The organism is Streptomyces sp. NPDC079020, from assembly GCF_044542225.1.
GTDB lineage: Bacteria > Actinomycetota > Actinomycetes > Streptomycetales > Streptomycetaceae > Streptomyces.
The window spans coordinates 109159-126592 of the sequence record NZ_JBITUB010000019.1; the positions used below are offsets into that span (position 1 = coordinate 109159).

General features: G+C 65.3%; 16 protein-coding genes and 1 pseudogene. 5 read left to right on the forward strand and 12 right to left on the reverse strand.

Annotated elements, in window-relative coordinates:
- The first annotated feature begins 6 nt into the window (after positions 1-6).
- Entirely contained in the window at positions 7-1152 is a 1146-nt protein-coding gene (locus ACIGJO_RS30850; RefSeq protein WP_266922493.1) for a DNA cytosine methyltransferase, read from the forward strand.
- A gap of 128 nt (positions 1153-1280) precedes the next feature.
- On the opposite strand, the gene ACIGJO_RS30855 is transcribed toward ACIGJO_RS30850, so the two are convergent.
- Both ACIGJO_RS30855 and ACIGJO_RS30860 read right to left on the reverse strand, forming a co-directional pair.
- Positions 1281-2294 carry an NAD-dependent epimerase/dehydratase family protein gene (locus tag ACIGJO_RS30855; protein ID WP_266922494.1) on the reverse strand — a complete coding sequence of 338 codons (1014 nt, stop codon included), beginning with the start codon at positions 2292-2294 and terminating at the stop codon, positions 1281-1283.
- Between the two features lie 14 nt (positions 2295-2308).
- On the reverse strand, positions 2309-3613 hold the full coding sequence (locus ACIGJO_RS30860) for a nucleotide sugar dehydrogenase (RefSeq protein WP_399963792.1): 1305 nt from the start codon (positions 3611-3613) through the stop codon (positions 2309-2311).
- 326 nt (positions 3614-3939) lie between these two features.
- Here ACIGJO_RS30860 and metG point away from each other — a divergent pair, with 326 nt between their 5' ends.
- On the forward strand, positions 3940-5661 hold the full coding sequence (gene metG / locus ACIGJO_RS30865; RefSeq protein ID WP_266922496.1) for a methionine--tRNA ligase: 1722 nt from the start codon (positions 3940-3942) through the stop codon (positions 5659-5661).
- 32 nt (positions 5662-5693) lie between these two features.
- On the opposite strand, the gene ACIGJO_RS30870 is transcribed toward metG, so the two are convergent.
- Genes ACIGJO_RS30870 through ACIGJO_RS30895 form a run of 6 tightly spaced genes read right to left on the reverse strand, consistent with a single transcriptional unit; the run spans position 5694 to position 11609 of the window.
- Positions 5694-6332: a histidine phosphatase family protein gene (locus ACIGJO_RS30870; protein ID WP_266922497.1), complete on the reverse strand. Its 639-nt coding sequence runs from the start codon at positions 6330-6332 to the stop codon at positions 5694-5696.
- A 22-nt stretch (positions 6333-6354) separates the two neighbouring features.
- The gene (locus ACIGJO_RS30875; protein WP_329167196.1) at positions 6355-6909 is read right to left on the reverse strand and encodes an FkbM family methyltransferase; all 555 of its coding nucleotides are present in this window, start codon (positions 6907-6909) and stop codon (positions 6355-6357) included.
- Positions 6861-8429 carry a hypothetical protein gene (locus ACIGJO_RS30880; RefSeq protein WP_329167198.1) on the reverse strand — a complete coding sequence of 523 codons (1569 nt, stop codon included), beginning with the start codon at positions 8427-8429 and terminating at the stop codon, positions 6861-6863. The genes ACIGJO_RS30875 and ACIGJO_RS30880 overlap by 49 nt, the downstream gene beginning before the upstream one ends.
- Before the next feature lie 33 nt (positions 8430-8462).
- Entirely contained in the window at positions 8463-9605 is a 1143-nt protein-coding gene (locus tag ACIGJO_RS30885; protein WP_266922500.1) for a glycosyltransferase family protein, read from the reverse strand.
- A 13-nt stretch (positions 9606-9618) separates the two neighbouring features.
- Positions 9619-10935: a N,N-dimethylformamidase beta subunit family domain-containing protein gene (locus ACIGJO_RS30890; protein WP_266922501.1), complete on the reverse strand. Its 1317-nt coding sequence runs from the start codon at positions 10933-10935 to the stop codon at positions 9619-9621.
- On the reverse strand, positions 10932-11609 hold the full coding sequence (locus ACIGJO_RS30895) for a class I SAM-dependent methyltransferase (RefSeq protein WP_266922502.1): 678 nt from the start codon (positions 11607-11609) through the stop codon (positions 10932-10934). The genes ACIGJO_RS30890 and ACIGJO_RS30895 overlap by 4 nt, the downstream gene beginning before the upstream one ends.
- Before the next feature lie 194 nt (positions 11610-11803).
- Here ACIGJO_RS30895 and ACIGJO_RS30900 point away from each other — a divergent pair, with 194 nt between their 5' ends.
- Both ACIGJO_RS30900 and ACIGJO_RS30905 read left to right on the forward strand, forming a co-directional pair.
- A complete protein-coding gene (locus tag ACIGJO_RS30900) occupies positions 11804-12841 on the forward strand; it encodes an AAA family ATPase (protein WP_266922503.1) in 1038 nt (345 codons plus the stop codon).
- A complete protein-coding gene (locus ACIGJO_RS30905; protein WP_329167204.1) occupies positions 12841-13392 on the forward strand; it encodes a guanylate kinase in 552 nt (183 codons plus the stop codon). Before ACIGJO_RS30900 ends, ACIGJO_RS30905 begins: the two co-directional genes overlap by 1 nt.
- On the opposite strand, the gene ACIGJO_RS30910 is transcribed toward ACIGJO_RS30905, so the two are convergent.
- From ACIGJO_RS30910 to ACIGJO_RS30925, 4 genes are all read right to left on the reverse strand, one after another.
- Positions 13368-14240: a DUF1932 domain-containing protein gene (locus ACIGJO_RS30910; protein ID WP_323179497.1), complete on the reverse strand. Its 873-nt coding sequence runs from the start codon at positions 14238-14240 to the stop codon at positions 13368-13370. The genes ACIGJO_RS30905 and ACIGJO_RS30910 overlap by 25 nt on opposite strands.
- Positions 14237-14905 carry an HAD family hydrolase gene (locus tag ACIGJO_RS30915; protein WP_266922505.1) on the reverse strand — a complete coding sequence of 223 codons (669 nt, stop codon included), beginning with the start codon at positions 14903-14905 and terminating at the stop codon, positions 14237-14239. The genes ACIGJO_RS30910 and ACIGJO_RS30915 overlap by 4 nt, the downstream gene beginning before the upstream one ends.
- 129 nt (positions 14906-15034) lie before the next feature.
- Complete coding sequence (locus ACIGJO_RS30920) at positions 15035-15739, reverse strand: nucleotidyltransferase domain-containing protein (protein ID WP_266922506.1); 705 nt, start codon at positions 15737-15739, stop codon at positions 15035-15037.
- Positions 15740-15934: 195 nt separating this feature from the next.
- On the reverse strand, positions 15935-16717 hold the full coding sequence (locus tag ACIGJO_RS30925) for a hypothetical protein (protein ID WP_329167209.1): 783 nt from the start codon (positions 16715-16717) through the stop codon (positions 15935-15937).
- A gap of 399 nt (positions 16718-17116) precedes the next feature.
- Between ACIGJO_RS30925 and ACIGJO_RS30930 the strand changes: the two are divergent.
- Positions 17117-17341: pseudogene (locus ACIGJO_RS30930) on the forward strand (hypothetical protein); the annotation flags it as partial.
- Between the last annotated feature and the right edge of the window lie 93 nt (positions 17342-17434).

The window sequence follows — 17434 nt, forward strand, 5'->3', positions numbered from 1 at the left end:
CGAGTCGTGGACCTCTTCGCCGGCTGCGGTGGCCTCACCCTCGGTATTGCCCAGGCAGCGCACAGGCTTGACGTCTCGCTCGACGTTCGTCTCGCGGTTGACTTTGAGGCGGCTCCCACCAAGGTCTTCAAGGCTAACTTTCCCAAGGCCAACGTCCAACAGGGGACCGTCGAATCCTTCTTCGATGGTGACCTTGGCGCCACGTTGACCGCTCAGGAGGAGAAGACTCTATCCACGGTGGGTCAGGTGGAGCTCCTGATCGGTGGGCCACCGTGTCAGGGGCACAGTAACCTCAACAACCACACCCGCCGCGATGATCCCAAGAACCGGCTGTACCTGCGTATGGCTCGTGCCGCAGAGGTTCTGCGCCCCAGCGCAGTCGTCATTGAGAACGTGCTGGCCGTTGTCAACGACAAGCAGCAGGTGGTCTCCCGCGCCATCGTTCACCTCAAGAGGCTTGGATACGATGTCGCCACTGGGCGTATCGACCTGCTCAAGCTCGGGGTCGCTCAGACACGCAAGCGCCACATACTACTGGCCATCCGCGAAGACGCGCTGCCTTTTGGGTTCTCGGCTGCTGACTTGCTGAAGGTCGAGGACGGCATTGCCGTACCGCATGACCTGCGTTGGGCGATCGGTGACCTGCTCGACGTTCCCGCCAAATCATTTTTTGATGAAGCTGCCATACCCAACGCGGACAACCAGCGGCGTATGAAGTATCTCTTCGAGAATGACGAGCACAATCTGCCGAACGAAGAGCGCCCCGAATGCCATCGCGGCGAGCATAACTATACCGCCATGTATGGCCGTCTATGGTGGGACCGTCCGTCTCAGACCATTACCAGCGGATTTGCGACGATGGGGCGCGGACGCTTTGTCCACCCTGCTGTTCCTCGATGTCTAACCGCCCATGAGGCCGCGCGCATCCAGGGCTTCCCGGACTACTTCAAGTTCGTCGACGAGAGGGTCAAGCCTCGCTACGAGCTGACTCGCACCGAGGTTCAGGTCATCATTGGCAACGCCGTACCCCCACCCCTGACCGAGGCGTTGACCTCCAGGCTCTTCGATGCTGAAGTTCTGCAGGCGAAGAGCGACGCGTCTCGACAGCGCGATGATGGCTTCGCTACCGCTGCTGTAGATCTCGCCTGCTGAGCCTCCAACGAACTGATGTCCGGCCGAGGGTAGTAGAGGCGGGCAATTATCCTGGTGGTGGCCGTATTTTCACGGAGCGCTTCACGCAAAGAGTCTCTGCCGCAAATGATCAAGTAGTGCTGGCGGAATCACGAGTTACTAGGTAGGGCGGCGAACGCAATCGGCTTACCTCGATTTCTTCTTTCCTGCAATTCAGCTGGGTCTGCGCTCTCGATAGAGGGGCGAAACCAGTCCACTGTCGTGGTGACTCCCTCCCTAAGTGCCACGGGTGTCACTGCCGGAAAGAGCGCTCGTAGGTGGCTGCTGTCGGCTTGAGAGTGCGGGACATCGCCGACGCGATTGGACGAGTGCTTGCGCTGGACGGTGCGACCAGTGGCGGTCTCGATCACTCGAATCAGGTCCATGAGGGATATGCGGGTTCCGAAGGCCAGGTTCACGGGGCGCGGCTCGGAGGCCCGGCGGAGGAGCGCGTCCGTGAGGACGCGGCAGACAGTGCCCACGTACGTGAAGTCTCTCGTCTGAGTGCCGTCGCCGTGCACAGTGACAGGTTGGCCGGCGAGTGTGGCGCTGATCCACTTCGGGATGACGGCGGCGTAAGGATGGTCGGCTCGCTGCCCCGGGCCGTAGACGTTGAAGAAGCGGAACGGCAGGACCGGCAGGCCGTAGCTGTGGTGGTACGCCCCCAGGTACGCCTCGGTGGCGAGCTTGGTGACTGCGTACGGGCTCATCGGGGCGGTGGCCAGGCCCTCATGTTTCGGCAGGCATGGATTCGAGCCGTAGACCGAGGATGAGGAAGCCGCGATCACGTGCAGGTTGCCGGCACGGCGGGCGGCTTCGAGGACCTGGAGCGTTCCCGTCGCGTTGGCATGGTGGCTGGCCAGCGGATCTTTCACGGAGCGAGGGACGGATGGCAGAGCGGCGAGGTGAACGATGGCGTCCGCGCGGTGGAACGCCTCGTCCAGGAGAGCGACGTCCTGGATGTCACCTTCGAAGAAGTCGACGTCCAGGTCCGCGAGGTTCTGCTTCGACCCGGTGCTGAGGTTGTCGATCACTCGGATCTGGGTGATCGCAGGGTCGTTCGCCAGGGTCCGGGCGAGGTTGCTGCCGATGAATCCGGCGCCGCCGGTGATCACGATGTTCACGAGGAGGTTTCCCTTCAGAGAGCGTCGATGTGGGCGCCGGCCAGCCGGCGGCGGCAGTCGAGTACGTACGGGGCGTGAGCGGTGATCGCGGCGTAGTCGAAGGCGTCGTGGTCGGCTAGAAGAACGACGGCGTCGGCTGCGGCGAGGTGCTCCGGGGTGGCATCGACACGCTGGAGGTTCTCCAGAGCGGCAGCACGGGGGTGGGCATCGTCGTTCACGTGAGGGTCCGCGGCCTGGACCTCGGCGCCCATGCCTGTCAGTAGTTCCGCGATGCGAGCCGCTGGGGTTTCTCGGGCGTCGCCGGTATTGGCCTTGTAGGCCAGGCCCAGCAGCAAAATGCGGGAGCCGTTGAGCGCCTTCCTGCGCTTGTTGAGTGCGTCCACGAGGCGACGGACCACGTAGTCAGGCATGTGGTTGTTGACGTCGTTGGCCAGTTCGACGAAGCGGAAGCTGCGGCCCAGAGTCCGCTGGACCTGCCAGGAGAGGTAGGACGGGTCGATGGGCAGGCAGTGACCGCCGACGCCAGGTCCTGGCGTGAAGCGCATGAAGCCGAAGGGCTTGGTGGCCGCGGCGTCGATCGCGGCCCAGATGTCGATGCCCAGGTCGTGGGCGAACATTGCCAGCTCGTTGGCCAGGGCGATGTTCACGTGCCGGAAGGTGTTCTCCAGCAGCTTCGCCAGCTCGGCCTCCCTGCAGTTGGAGACCTGGACGATCGTGTCGACGAGCGAGCCGTAGAAGTCCTGGATGGCCGCTGCCGATGCGGCGTCGATGCCGGAGACGACCTTGGGAGTGTTCTCCAGCCGCCACTCCCGGTTGCCGGGATCGATGCGCTCGGGACTGTAGCCGAGCTGGAAGTCACGGCCGGCGGTCAGGCCGGAAGCTCGTTCGAGGATCGGGCCGAAGAGCTCCTCGGTCGTGCCGGGGTACGTAGTGGACTCCAGGACGACGGTCGCCCCAGGCTTGAGGTGACGACCGAGCATCCACGCAGCGTCCTCGACGTGCGAGAGGTCGGGGGCTCCATCCCGGAGTGGCGTGGGGACAGTGACGATCGCGAGATCGAAGTCCGTGCAGTCAGCCGTGTCGAGGCTGGCGCGATAGGCCCCGGAGGCCAGGAGCGGAACTAGCCTCGCGTCCGGAACGTCCTCGACGTACGACTCGCCAGCCATCAACCGCTTCACACGCTCGGCAGCGACGTCGAAGCCGACGACGCGGTGCCCCACCTCAGCAGCCCGGACAGCGAGGGGGAGCCCGACGTACCCCTGCCCCACGATGAGTACGTGCCGCGGCTGAACCTCGCTCTTCGTGATCATGCGGACCACCTCTTTGGAGTGGGTTGAGGACAGTGCGTGCAGAACTGCCGGGGCGCGGTTGTCCTAAAATGAGGAATGCCTCGGCCGTACGAGACTCGCTTGGCCGCCTGTCTCGGACGGCCGAGCGCCTTTTCCACGCGGGCTCGTCCGCGGGATAAACAGCTCGCCGGGGGGATGCCCAGGTTCGATACGATGGCGGCGGCCTGCAGACCCGACCCATCACCGTGCGTCACCCGACTGAGCGACCTGAGTGGTCGCGCCTGCTGCAGCCTCCCGACTTGGGCCCGCCGCGGCACCGCCGCCGGCGCCTTACGTACGAAATGGAGCATCCAAGGATGGCTCGACACCTGGTAACCAGCGCGCTTCCCTACATCAACGGGATCAAGCACCTGGGCAACATGGTCGGGTCGATGCTTCCGGCGGATGTGTACTCCCGGTACCTCCGCCAGCGTGGTCACGACGTCCTGTACATCTGCGCGACCGACGAGCACGGGACACCGGCCGAGCTGGCGGCCAAGGCGGCCGGAGTGTCGGTGGCGGAGTTCTGCGGGCAGGCCCACGACGCGCAGAAGGCCGTGTACGACGGCTTCCAGCTCGCCTTCGACTACTTCGGACGCAGCTCTTCGCAGCAGAACGTCGAGATCACGCAGCACTTCGCGCGCCAGCTGCACAAGAACGGCTTCATTGAGGAACGGGCGATCCGCCAGGTGTACTCGCCGGTCGACGGCCGCTTCCTCCCGGACCGGTACGTCGAGGGCACCTGCCCGCACTGCGGCTATGACAAGGCCCGCGGTGACCAGTGCGAGAACTGCACCCGCGTACTCGACCCGACCGACCTGCTGAACCCTCGCTCGGCGATCAGCGGCTCTACGGAACTGGAGGTCCGCGAGACCAAGCACCTGTTCCTGCTGCAGTCCAAGCTCCAGCACGAGGTCGAGGCGTGGGTCGCCCGGCACGAGGAGCAGTGGCCTCAGCTGTCCTCCTCCATCGCCCGCAAGTGGCTCACCGAGGGTCTGCACGACCGGGCGATTACCCGCGACCTGGACTGGGGCGTCCCGGTTCCGGCCGACACCTGGCCGGAGCTCGCGGCCGAGGGGAAGGTCTTCTACGTCTGGTTCGACGCCCCGATCGAATACATCGGCGCGACGAAGGAGTGGTCGGACGCTGCACCGGATGGCGAGCTGCGGGACTGGAAGTCGTGGTGGTACGAGGCCGACGACACCGTGCGCTACACCCAGTTCATGGCCAAGGACAATGTCCCGTTCCACACGGTGATGTTCCCGGCCACGGAACTCGGTGTCCGCGAGCCGTGGAAGAAGGTCGACGTCGTCAAGGGATTCAACTGGCTCACATACTACGGCGGCAAGTTCTCCACCTCCCAGAAGCGAGGCATCTTCACTGACGCCGCGCTGGAGATGCTGCCGGCGGACTACTGGCGCTACTTCCTGATCGCCAACGCCCCCGAGTCCGACGACTCCTCCTTCACCTGGGAGCACTTCGCCGCCACGGTCAACAAGGACCTCGCCGACACCCTCGGCAACTTCGTCAACCGCGTGCTGTCCTTCTCCCGCAAGCGCTTCGGGGACGACGTCCCTGAGGGCAACGCAGCCGGCGAGGTGGAGGCGCGGCTGGGAGACGCGATCGCGCGCCTGCTGGCCGAGTACGAGGAGCACATGGAAGCCCTCCAGTACCGCAAGGCCGGGGCCGCGCTGCGCGCCCTGTGGTCGGCGGGCAACTCCTACCTGGAGGAGAAGGCCCCCTGGCTGGAGATCAAGACCGACCCGGAGGGTGCGGCCCTGACCCTGCGTACGGCGATGAACCTCATCCACCTCTACGCGGTCGTCTCCGAGCCGTTCATCCCGGCTTCGGCCGCCGCAATGCGCGGTGCCTTCGCCCTGGAAGGCGACACCGCGACCTGGGTGACCGCCGAGCAGGCCAAGTCCCTGGACGCCGTTCCCGCCGGTACAGCCTTCACTGTGCCGCCAGTGCTCTTCGCGAAGATCTCGGAGGAGGACCTGGAGTCCTACAGGACCCGCTTCGGCGGCGCCGACGTCTGACGAGGCCCCGTGCGCCCGTACCGGCCCTGGCCTCATCGGGCGGTACGGGCGTTGAGACGCCCGGCCAGTTCGGAGGGCGGCACGTTCATGAGCTGGATTCGAGGGGTACCTTCGTCGATCTCGATCCATGTCACGCCTCCGGAGCCGGGCACATACTCGAGGTAGTGCTCGAAGCCGTGTTGCGTGAGCTTCAGCAGGAGGCAGGCGATCCCACCGCCGTGTCCGACCAGCACGGTCGTGCGGTGCGGTCCGGTGGATAGTTCGTCCCACAGGTGCGAGTAGCGGGCTTGTACGTCTTCGGATGATTCGCCGCCCGGCGTGCGGAGCTGGTAGATGGGGACACCTTGACGGTCGGCTTCTGCCGCCGCGAGGTCTCTGGGCCGGCCACCAAGATGGCCGCTGTTCTTCGCTGCCAGTCGATCGTCCACGCGTGCGTCGGCCGGCGTGAGCGGGGCCGTAAGGAGTGCGGCCGACTCACTACATCTGGACATCGGGCTGACGAGCATCTGGTCGGCCACGAGTCCGGTTGCGGCCAGGGTGCAGCCAACGGTGCGGATGTCGTCGCGTCCGCGCTCGCTGAGCGTGCCGCCGACAGCTCTGCCTTGGTGGATACCGCGGGCGTTTTCCTCGGTCTCACCGTGCTTGACCAGGTAGATGTGTTTCGTGCTCATGGTGGTCCGTCTCCCTTCTCGGTCAGTCCCAGTCGCGGACGTCGACGATGGCGGATACGGCGGTGACGAGATGGTCGTGGTCGGCTCGTGTCATGGCTGGGAAGCGGTCGTAGTGCCACTCGACGTAGAGGACGGAGATGAGGCCGATCGTCCCGTCGGCGATCAGCTTCGTGAGTACCGGGTACTCGGCGCCCTCGATGTCCATCTTCACGACGACGTGATCGTCCGGGGCGACGGTCTGGCGCAGCCAGGCGCTGAAGTCGATGGCGGGCACCGGGATCGGTGAGTCGTAGTCGATCTGCTGGTCGTACACCGGCGGAACCCGCTTGCCGGGCATCACGGTGGAGCTCTCGTGGTGGCCGAGGAACAGATCGATCACCCCGTCATGCGTCCATACGGCGCCGTGAGAGACCTCGACACGGGGTGAGTGGGCCGCCCGTTCGACTTCGCGGTGAATGGCGGGCAGCAGATCCTTGTTGGGTTCGAACGCGTAGAAGTCGTGGTCGGGGAGCTCGTGGATGAAGCGGCTCAGCACGATTCCGAGGTTGGTTCCGCAGTCGATGAAGACTTTGCGCATGAAGGACTCCCGTGGTCGGTCGTAATGGCGGGTAGGTGGATTTCCTGTACGACGCGGTCGGCGAGCAGGGCAAAGTCGCCGGTTTCCGGGCGGTAGCAGCGTTCCTGGTAGCGGATGGTGATGCGGCGCACCGGTTCCTCACCGCGGTAGGGAGGAAGGTCGCCCCAGTGGTAGAGCTGGCCGCCGGGGGCCTTGAGCCGGCGCAGCCGCCGGGGCAGCGGACCCTTCGGCGTACCGGCGTTGAGCTCGATAAACATCGCGGTCAGGAAGGCGATGTGCTCGCCTGCCTGCTCGTCGTCCGCTTGCGCTCGGCCATAGGTCTGCTTGAGATGCTGGAGTTCGGCGGGATCGTCTACTGCGCCGACGAGGCGGTCGCGCAGTACTCGGTCCCAGACGATGCCGAGGTGGCCGTGGAGGATGGGCTCGCTGGTGAGGAAGTAGCCCAGGACGCGACCGAACTCGCGCTCGTACGGGCACATGAAGTCGTTGTAGAGCCCGAGCTTCGCGCCGGAGGCCGTCTCCACCTGCCAGTTGACGCGTGCGGTGAACGGTGAGTCCCACCAGCCGAGGTGCCACGGCTGCCACAGCAGGTCAGCCGTGCTGAGGACGAAGACCAGGAGTGCGATGACGACGGCCGGCCAGCCGAACGTTGGGGCGTACTCCGGATCAGGGAGCAACGCCACCGTCAGCGCGAGTGCCGCGTTGGTGCAGATGTTCTCCCAGAAGAAGATGCCGGAGGCCAAGACGACTGCGAGGTTGAAAACGGCCGTTGCGGCCAACACGACGACAAGAAGACGGCGGTCGTGGAAAGCGATGAGGCCAGCGGCTTCGACCAGCACCGTCAGGATGTTGAGGGGGCGGTCCACAACGCGTGCGCGGCGCAGGATGCCGGTCACGGTTTCAGGGGGCAGGAAGCGTGCCCATCCCCAGGAGTAGGCGGAAGCTGTGAGGTAGTGGGTGCGGTTGTGCCAGGCCCAGGACCAGGGGCGCGGCCCGAGGCGGGCCTTGCTCCACGCCGGCTTGACGTAGTGGGAGAGCGAGACGCAGCCGAGAACCAGTACGAGGGCGGTTGAGGATTCTGGCGTACTGAGGACCGTCGCCACGAAGACCCAAGCGAGGTACGCCTTGACCAGCCGCAACGGCATCATCGCGTGGTGCTTCCAACCGCGCAGCCGGCCGCAGTAGACAGCGAGCCACGGCAGCATGGCTGGTGCCCAGAAGCAGGAAGACACCGCGAGGAGCAGCAGCACCACTTTGGCTTGGCGCTGCGGGCCGATGGGCTGGGTCACGTCGTAGTCGCTCGTGGTGCCCTGCCACGTCAGCAGGGCGACCACGAATACGACGAACCAGCGGAAGAGGCCGGGGGCGGGTGTGGGGAGGAAGGCGAGCAAGGCGGAGGGGGCGGCCGTCGCGAGCGTCACTCGCCAGAACGTCGGCCGAGAGGCCAGTGTCCGCACGGTTGGAGAGATGGCGAAGCGGTAGCAGAGCACTGTGGCCGCCACGCCCACGGCGGTGGTCACGTACACGGGCAGTGAAGGCAGCTCCATGGCCGCCTACCGGGTGGAGGGGGTAGGGACCCGCCCACCGGCTGCGGGCAGGGTCTCGAGGTAGGAGGCGATTCGCTCGCGGGGGTCTTGGGTGAGGTGTTTGTCCCGATGGCGTTCGACGTTGGCGCGAAGCTCCCGGGCCCGGTTGAGGAAGTCGAGTATCGCCCCGCGTTCGATCCGTTGAGCGCTGGTGCCGAGTTCCGCCTCGTGGACCACCTTGGCGCACCAGTGCTGGTCGTACGTGGGCAGCGGCACCAGGTGGACCGGTTTGCCGAGGACGAACGCTTCGCTGATGAGGTTGAAGCCGGCGTTGGAGAAGACGGCCTCGGAGCGCGCCAGGTCGGAGATGAACGACTGGCGGTCGAACGGGCAGATCTCGATCCTGTCGCCGGCGTACTGGCGCAGGTTCTCGACCTCGTCCGAGTGCGCGTAGATCCGCAAGGTCCGGTCTGGGACGTACTGGCGGAAGACGTCTGCGAGGGTGCGGACGGAGTCCTCGGGGCCGTGTTCGAAGTACCGCGAGAAGTAGGCCGTGGTCATCGTCCCGGTCATGACCTGGGCGGAACGGACGAAGTCCGGAACGACGGGGGCGATGAACTCCAGCTTGCGGTCGTCGGCCTTCAGGGGGACGTATGAGCAGATGAAGGATCGGTCGGCCCGAGGGGCGAAGTAGCGCAGCCGCTGCTCGTCGGCGGTGCGCGCGTACCGGCCGACCGGCGGCAGGTCGAGGTGCCGGTACTTGCTCTGCTGGTCCACCGAGATGAGGGGTCTGCCGAAGTGGTAGGCCAATCGCGGTGTGTTGGGCTCGTAGTCCGTGATGAACACATCCGGGACGCCGGTTTCCCTGATGGCCCGGCGCAGCCGCAGGTGTCGGCTGATGCCGGCGGGAGTCTGCCGGATGTTGGTGCGTAAGACGTCGGCTGCGTGGATGCGGTCGTCGCGGGCAAGGAGCGTCGGCATCCACCCGTCCCACGCGGGGAATCCGAGGTCGCGGAAGTACTCGACTCGCGTGCTCCCGTTGGTGATGATCCGTACCTGGTGGCCGCGGTCGCGCAGGTACTGGGCGATCACGCTCTGCCTGACGGAATGCCCCATGCCGATGCCGTTGACGCCGATGATCACGCTGAGCGGCTGTGTGAGTGCGGACACGACGATCCCTTCGTCAGGCGAGCCGGGTGATGACGTTGTGGGTGATGGCCGCGACCTGGGGGTCGGTGGCGAGCAGTCGGGACCAGTCAGTGGTGGCGGCGGTGAAGACGGTGCCGGTCGCCCTGTAGAGACCGAGGGTGGCCGCACGGGGGCTGGGCACGGGCTCGCGGGCTGCGAAGTTCCAATCGGAGGGCAGTGGGGCGATGCCGAGGATCTGGAAGCTCTTCGGCGTTCCGTCCTGGCCGGTGGGCCGCGGGCGTCTCCGCCCATCGATCTCGTATGCGGCGCCGTCGCATTCGTACCCGACGAGCGCGCTGTCCTGGCCGAATGTGTCACCGGTTTTGAGGCCGGTCCCGGAGAACACCCAGTGGTCCGCGTCGGTGACGGTGAATCCGAGGGGTGCGCGCGGGCCGTCCCAATGCCCGCCGCCGTTTCGGTAGCTCACGCCCAAGAGGGCGTTCTCAGGCTCCGACTCCCACCAGTGGTCGGGGCAGCCGTACGAGCTGTCCGGGTCTGTTCCGGCAGGGGCGTCGGGAGGGAACTTCGCGCACTCAAGGGCCGAGCGGTCCTCGTCGGCACTCACTCGCCACCAGCAGCTGTTGGCTCCGAAGTTGGCGATGTTGCCACCTGTGTCGCGGAAGGCGGTTACGTTCCGACGGGTCTGGGCGGTCCAGTATTCGTCGTGCCCGGAGGAGACCAGGAGACGATATCCGTTGCCGAGGAGTCGGCCTTCGTCGAGGTCGAGATCCGTGCAGTAGTCGCTCTGAATCCCGTTCTCCTCCATCCAGGAGATGAAGGGAGCATCCCAGTGCGCAAACGTCTGCCGAGGTGACGAGGTGTCGTACGGATCGGGCAGGCCCTTGACCGGACCGCCGACACCGCCGCCGGGTCGGCGCAGGGTCACCCGGGAGGCGCTGTAGAGGCTTCCACCCCCCGCTGTGTTGTAGGCGTGATAGGTGGAAACAGGGATCTTGTAGAGGACCTTGCGGCCCGAGGGAACGGCGGGCGTGACGACCAGAAGGAATCTGGCCTCGCGAGCGTCCATGACTGGCTGGCTCGGACGGACCCCCGTGCTCAGGACTCCGATGTAGACACCGGACTGCCAGTCTCGCGGAACGATGAAGTCGTAGGCTGGCCACTGCCAGTCCTCGTCGTACAGTCCGGGTACGGCGTCCCGTCCGGGCCACTCGACGTGTCCCGTGTGCTTGGGTGTCGAGCCCCAGCGGTAGAAGTCGAGCCGGAAGCGATCTGCGGAGGTGGCGATGTGAAGTCGGATGCTGCGGCCGGCGTGGACCGAGAGGGACGCCGGGTATCCGTTGATGCCGGTCATGAGTGGGCCTGCGGCCGGGCGACTCCGACGTAGTGGTAGCGATCGACCTGCTCGACGTGAGACTCCCAGCCCAGGGCGTCCAGCCGTTTCGTGAGCCCGCCGGCGTCGTAAAGAACCTTCACGGTCAGGTGCTGACTTCCGTCGGAGAGTCTCCGGCGCACCGTCGGAACCGCACGCCCCTCGATTGTCTGCTCGATCTCCGCCTTTGCACGGGAGTCGTCGAGGAAGACCACGCAGCCACCGGGCTTCAGAGCCTTCCGGAGGGCCTTCCAGAAGAGTTCCAGGTATGCGGGCGGCACATGGCTGAGCCAGAAAGCGAAGAACACGGTGTCGTACTGGCGATCAGAAATCTGGCTGAAGATGTCCGCCTCGATGAAGCGAGTCGTCGAGCCCTCCAGACGGCGTTTCGCGATAGCCAGCATCTCGGGCGCGGCGTCCACTGCGGTCAAGCTGCGGGAGCGCCCGGCGAGCAGGTGGGTCCACTGGCCCGTGCCGCACGCCAGCTCCAGGACGTCTCCGCTGATGGGCAAGCGATCGAGCACGGGCGAGAGCCGGGGCATCCCCATACGGTCCGCGTATGCGGTGTCGTACTCATCAGCCCTTGCGCGGTAGTAGGCGATCTGTTGCTCCGACCGTTCGGCCGATGCGCTGTGCTGCTCTCCGATCTCGAGCATCCTCAGCTCCTCCATGAACCAGTAGCGATCGACCGCCAGTTGGGAGCTCGGCGGGCTGACAAGGTCCATGACAGCGGGGCGCAGGTCATCCGTGTATCACGGCGGGCTAGTGAGGCCGTTCATCGGCGAGCACTCCGACTTTTCAACATCTGCTTACACACGACTTCGCACAGGGCAGACTTACAGTCCCGATCATGTTGACCGATGGGCAGGCGGTAACTGACGTGTCGAGGAGCCGTGCGGGATGGCGCCCGGACAAGCTCCGCGAGGTGCGCGAGGCACACGGATTAACCCTCGAGCGTGCCGGCGAGCGTTTGCGCGAAGTGGCCACAAGGGCCGCTATCACGGTGCCCGCAGCCAACTTTCAGACGCTCTGGCAGCATGAGCAGGGCGAGGTATACCCGGGTCCGCACTATCGGCGCGCGTACTGCCTTCTGTACCGCGGTACGGAACCCGAGCTGGGATTCCGCCATCCTTTGCCCGACGAGGCCACGCACCTGAACCTCACGCCGGCGACGGAGTCCCGCAACGGGGCCCACGTAGTCGCTGTCGAGCGGGCGCTCTCTCAGATCACGCCAGGCACGGATGCCAGCGGCGATCTCGACGTTCAACAGCGGATCATCGACGCGTGGAAGCGTCGGCACACGGGCGGAGATCCTCATCGCCCGTCTCTGCTCATCGTCGGCGGCTTCGCAGGGAGCGGAAAGTCGGAGTTCTCCCGCTTCATCTCCCAGCTCACAGGATGGCCGGTCCTCGACAAGGACCCGATCACGCGTCCCCTGGTCGAGCGGCTTCTGGTGGAGATGGGCAGCGAGCCCAACGACCGGCATTCCGAGCTCTACCGTGAGCAGGTGCGGCCCCTTGAGTACCAGTGCCTGCTTGAGACCGCCTACGCCAACATCGACTGCTCCATCAGCACGGTGCTGACAGCGCCGTTCGTCTCGGAAGTGATGGATGTCCGCTGGATCCAGCGCCTGACCAACCGATGCGAGGCCCGAGGCGTCAGCGTCTCCATAGTCTGGATCAAGTGCGATGTGGAAACGATGCGTGAGTACATCAGCTTCCGGTCCGCCGCCCGCGACAGCTGGAAGCTTCAGCACTGGGACGAGTACGTGAAATCCGTCGACGTCGAACTGCGCCCTGCCGTCGCCCATATGGTGGTGGACAACCGGCTCGGCGCGGCTATATCCCTCACTGACCAAGTACGACGGGTGTTGGGAACGGTGTTCTGATGAACCAGGGAATCCTGCTCTACGGGCCGCCTGCCGCCGGCAAGGACACGGTGACGGCGGCTCTCGCCGAACTCGACTCGCGTTATGTCCTCTTCAGCCGACTCAAAATCGGCAGCGGCAAGTCTGCGGGATACCGGATGGGTACCCCGGATCAGCTGGCGGATCTAGAGAGGCGGGGCGACCTTATCTACCGCAATGACCGATACGGAAACACCTACGCTGTCGACCGCCAGGGCCTCGGGCTGGCCATGGAGGGTGGGCGCGTCCCCATCCTCCACCTCGGCCAGGTCGCAGGTGTGAAGGCGGTGACCGCCAAGTACCTCGCCGCCTGGTCGACGGTGCTCATATGGTGCTCTCGGGAGGCCACGGCCCTCCGCTCGACCAGCCGAGGCGATCGCGATACGGAGGCCAGGCTCGCCGCATGGGATGCGACGGAGAAGGATCTCGCCACCAACGATCACCCCGGCTGGGACCTCCGTGTGGACACCGAGGTCTCCTCGCCTGGGGACGCGGCAGTCCTCATTGATCAGCTCGTACGCGCGTCTGTGTGACGAGCCTCCACTGAACTCAGGAGTTCGAGAGCACGGGAGACGGTGACGGGCCTGTCGTGGACCTCGTCCCAGAGGTGAAGGGCAGCGGCAATCTCTCGCATGAAGCGGTCCGGCAATCCCGACTCGGTGAGCAGATCTGCGGCGTCTTCCAGTTCGGGCGCCCACCGCCAGGCGCGAGCGGCCGTCTTGGGAATGTAGTCCGTCTCCGTCAGATAACTGCCGGCGCGCTTGGAGGCGATCTGCAGGAGCTCGTCCGCGACGCCGTTCGCGTCGGCCAGCCCGTATGCCACGGCGGCCAAGACGCGGGACGCCTTCTGATAGCTGGAGTACGCCAGCTTCAGAGCGGAAGCCTGTCCGATCTCACTTCCCAGGGAACGTGTGTGCACAGCGGTCCCCTCAAAGAGGTCGGCAACCAGCGCGACGTGCCGCGTGGGGCCTGAGAGGTAAAGCGTTGGCTGCTTCCCCCCTACCGGAGGAGAGCCGACGACAGAACCGTCGACAACGGCTGCGTCAGACAGACATGCGGCGACAGCTCGGACCCTCTGCGGAGTGATTGCGTTGGCCTCGACGTACGTCCCGCCGCGGAAACCGTGCTCGGCCACTGCTGCTGCGACCACCTCGGCGGCTGCCGGCGGGCACAAGGAGACCACCAGGTCGACGCGTCGTAGGAGCTGCCTGAGATCGTCGACTGCTTCCATGCCTGCTTGCTCCGCACGTTGCCTGGAAGCGTTGCTGCGGCCGACAGGGCACCAGAGGACGGTCGTGCCTCGGGCTCGGAGCTGGGTTGCGAAAGCCGCGCCCATGCTGCCTGGATGCAGCAGCCCCACCGCAGCGATGTCGGACTTCACTTAGTCACACTCCTCGAACAGTCATTGGCCAGCAGCAGCGCGATGGCCGCCTCCGCGTCGGGTACGCAATGATCAGGTGCGGCGAGCCGAACAGGCCACGAACGCCCGTTGTGGATCCAGATTGTGCCTAGGCCGGCTCGACGACCTCCATCAATGTCGGTCTCTGGGTTATCGCCCACCATCAAGCCGCCTTGGGAGAGGCGGGAGCCACACGCTACGGCTGCCGCCTCGAAGACGACGGCAGAGGGCTTTCGTGCACCGACGGACTCCGAGACGCAGACGCCATCAACGCGACCGACCAGGCCGGTCGCCTGGAGCTTGGCGTTCTGGATGTCAGTTGCCCCGTTGGTGGCGATACCGACTCGCCAACCGGTGGCTCGTAGGGCATCCATGCCCGTGAGCACCCGCTCAGGGCATCTGACCGCCGCCGCGATGTCGGAGCAGTACTGCCTCCAGAGCGAATCAGCGGAGGACGGGAGACGGTGCTCGGCCCGTATGGACTCGAAGGTGGCAGGGAATGCTCGCGCCTGGACCGACTCAACCAATTGCGTGGCGGCGTGGCCAGCGAGGGAGTACCGAGCGGCGAACTGAGCGGCCCAGTCTTGGATGGCACCGTTTCTGTCGATCAGGGTGTTGTCGAGATCGAAGAGCACCAGCTTCTGCATAGGTGACGACCCTAGTCCGCCCGGATGCGCCGCTACGGAGTCGGCGCCGCCTCGTGGGCCTCTGAGCGACGCTGCAAGGCTGAGCTGGACGCGCGTCGAGTGGGACCTGTGGCCGTATAGCGACCTTGTTCAGGGGGTTCCACCGCGCTGGTAGCCGACCCACAACCGGCCGCCGACCTGCTCCAGCACCTCGTCCACGACTGCCGCGAGGGGCTCGATCCGCCCAGCCAATACTTCACGCAGACCATCGTGCAGGCGCATGCTGAGACCCGGCGCTGGGGTCTCAAGGCGGCGGGCCAGCCACTTCCCGCCCCCGTTCCAGGTTCCGCTAGCGGCCAGCGCCAACTCTCCGGCTCGTCTCACTAGTTCGGTGGCGATGAACAACCGTTCGCCCTGGTCAGTGCTCCCCACGAGATCATCGAGGAGGTCGGTGATCGCGTAGCGGCGGTCGTCTATCTCTTCGGCCGACACCGTGGGTGGCCCTGCGGCGGTCAGCCTTCGGGCTTCGGCGGCGAGGTGCGTCCCGACTCCGTCCTTGTCGAAGAGGAGGATCCCGTCGGCGCACATCCAGAGCAGTGGTGACCGGCGCTTGCGTACCTCACGCTGGGTGTACGCGTGCCACGTCGCTTCGGTGTGCACGAACATCTCCACCGGCCACTCATCCCTCCGCAGGCTTGCCCGGTACGGGGCGGGGGATCCGTGAAGGAGCACCACGATGTCGAGGTCCGACATCGCCGTGCGGCGGCCAGTCACGACACTGCCTCCTAAGAACGCAGCCCGAGCGACAGGGTGATGTTCCTCAACAACGGCACGCGCTGCATCAATCGCATCCATGCAGCAACTATCAGCGCTCCGCTTGGCGTGCGCACGGAAGATTCTTCGCAGAAGATGTCCCGCAGCTACATCGTGACTGGGGCGGGACTTACTCCGAGGCTCCAGCCGCACTCGGCCAGCCCGTCTCACGGACGCGGTCGACCGGAGGCCGGCACGCGGCCTGATCGATGGCGGTCTCTCAGGGCATGGACAGGCTCAAGATCCGCCATCGAGATGAGAGCGAGCCGCTTGAACAAAGTCTGTTCGCACTTCATGGAACCGAAGCCACCGACCGTGCGGGAAACGCTCCAGGGCCTCGCTCAGCGACAGCTGCTGACTGTAGGTGAACAGGAGGGCGCCAGCATCGGATGCGGATAGCAGGCCCAAGGCAACGATTTGGCGGCCGACCTGCTGACCGTACTCCGTGCGGCCTGGATCTTGGGAGTCCATCGCCTGCAGCTCGCGTAGGGAACTGAGAATCGCAGCGATCGGTTGATCATGATCCGAGAGAGCTTCCAGCTGCTCACGCTCCCCGGCTTCTTGGAGCTCCCTCATCGATCGCGTAGCAATGAGTGTCTGTTCCAACTCGAAGATCGTGTTGACTGTGGAGCCTTGTAGGACGTAGCCCTTCGAGACGATTTCCTCGGGCCCTTCGAGCTCGATCTTGCGATAAGCGTCCGTCGCTCTCACGGAGCGAGCATAGGTATCTTCGAGCGCCAGCTCGGCCTCCGGCAGCTCTTCATCGGCGAGATGGCCTGTCACGACTTCGGCAGAAAGCCGGAACTCATCCACAGCGCCGAGATATTCGACCCACACATCGCGCCTTACGGTCCGACGCCACTGTGTGTTCTGGTCTCGGCCCTGCGCCCTGACCGCTTCTATGGCTGCGTTCGCCTGCTCTCGCATACTGCGTGCCTGCCAGCGGGCCCCGAACAGGCCAAGCGCCACACCTGTCACCGCGATCAGTGCCGCGAGTATGGCGGCTACACCCTGATCCATCTCGGCATTATGTCATGCCGAGTATCACGCCGAAGGGTGAGCCTGCTGCTCTGGCGGCACAAGCGGTAAAGCGGACGATGGAGCAGGAGCGGATCCGCAAGAAGCTCAGGTCCGCTGAGGGCCCGCCACTCGGCGTGGGCTGGACAAGGGCGTCGCACGGATCCGTCACTCTGAGCCCGGTCAGCAAGGATCTGCCAACCCGAATGGGGTCGAGTGAGAATCCGCGAGCTTGAACGTGACAGAAGAACCAGCCAGTCTCAGATTCGCGGCCGATCGGCCGCCGAGTGGCCAGCAACCGTGAAATTCGGCCCTGGAATCTGACATCCCACAAGAGGAGCCTGTCTCAGTTCGCCGGGGGCAGACAAGAAAGAGTCGCGAAGGACTGGCCAGCGGGCGCAGATGGATGTCAACGTAGACGACCTTCCGGAACCCCAGGTCAGAGAGGTATTCGCCGTGAACTTCCCATCCACGAGCCCCGGTTTCTCCACCGCCACCGATGCCCTGAAAGTGCACACCTGGCAGCTTGGCCCGGGCCAGCCCACGCTAGTGCTGGATCAGTTCTCTGCCGAGGATTTCCACATGGTTGTGGACGACCGCGCCGACGTTCACGTCAATTCGAAGGACTGAGGTGACCCCCGGAGTGTGGACACAGGGGTTCATGCTGCGAGTGAGAGTTTAGCTGTCTTGTGGTGGTGCTGTTCGAACTCCATCGGGGAG

Bases quoted from the DNA above. Each gene is read 5' to 3' on its own strand.
- metG (WP_266922496.1), top strand. From the start codon at position 3,940: ATGGCTCGACACCTGGTAACCAGCGCGCTTCCCTACATCAACGGGATC.
- ACIGJO_RS30925 (WP_329167209.1), bottom strand. From the start codon at position 16,717: ATGGATCAGGGTGTAGCCGCCATACTCGCGGCACTGATCGCGGTGACA.
- ACIGJO_RS30895 (WP_266922502.1), bottom strand. From the start codon at position 11,609: ATGCTCGAGATCGGAGAGCAGCACAGCGCATCGGCCGAACGGTCGGAG.
- ACIGJO_RS30875 (WP_329167196.1), bottom strand. From the start codon at position 6,909: ATGCGCAAAGTCTTCATCGACTGCGGAACCAACCTCGGAATCGTGCTG.
- ACIGJO_RS30890 (WP_266922501.1), bottom strand. From the start codon at position 10,935: ATGACCGGCATCAACGGATACCCGGCGTCCCTCTCGGTCCACGCCGGC.
- ACIGJO_RS30870 (WP_266922497.1), bottom strand. From the start codon at position 6,332: ATGAGCACGAAACACATCTACCTGGTCAAGCACGGTGAGACCGAGGAA.
- ACIGJO_RS30900 (WP_266922503.1), top strand. From the start codon at position 11,804: ATGTTGACCGATGGGCAGGCGGTAACTGACGTGTCGAGGAGCCGTGCG.
- ACIGJO_RS30905 (WP_329167204.1), top strand. From the start codon at position 12,841: ATGAACCAGGGAATCCTGCTCTACGGGCCGCCTGCCGCCGGCAAGGAC.
- ACIGJO_RS30920 (WP_266922506.1), bottom strand. From the start codon at position 15,739: ATGGATGCGATTGATGCAGCGCGTGCCGTTGTTGAGGAACATCACCCT.
- ACIGJO_RS30915 (WP_266922505.1), bottom strand. From the start codon at position 14,905: ATGCAGAAGCTGGTGCTCTTCGATCTCGACAACACCCTGATCGACAGA.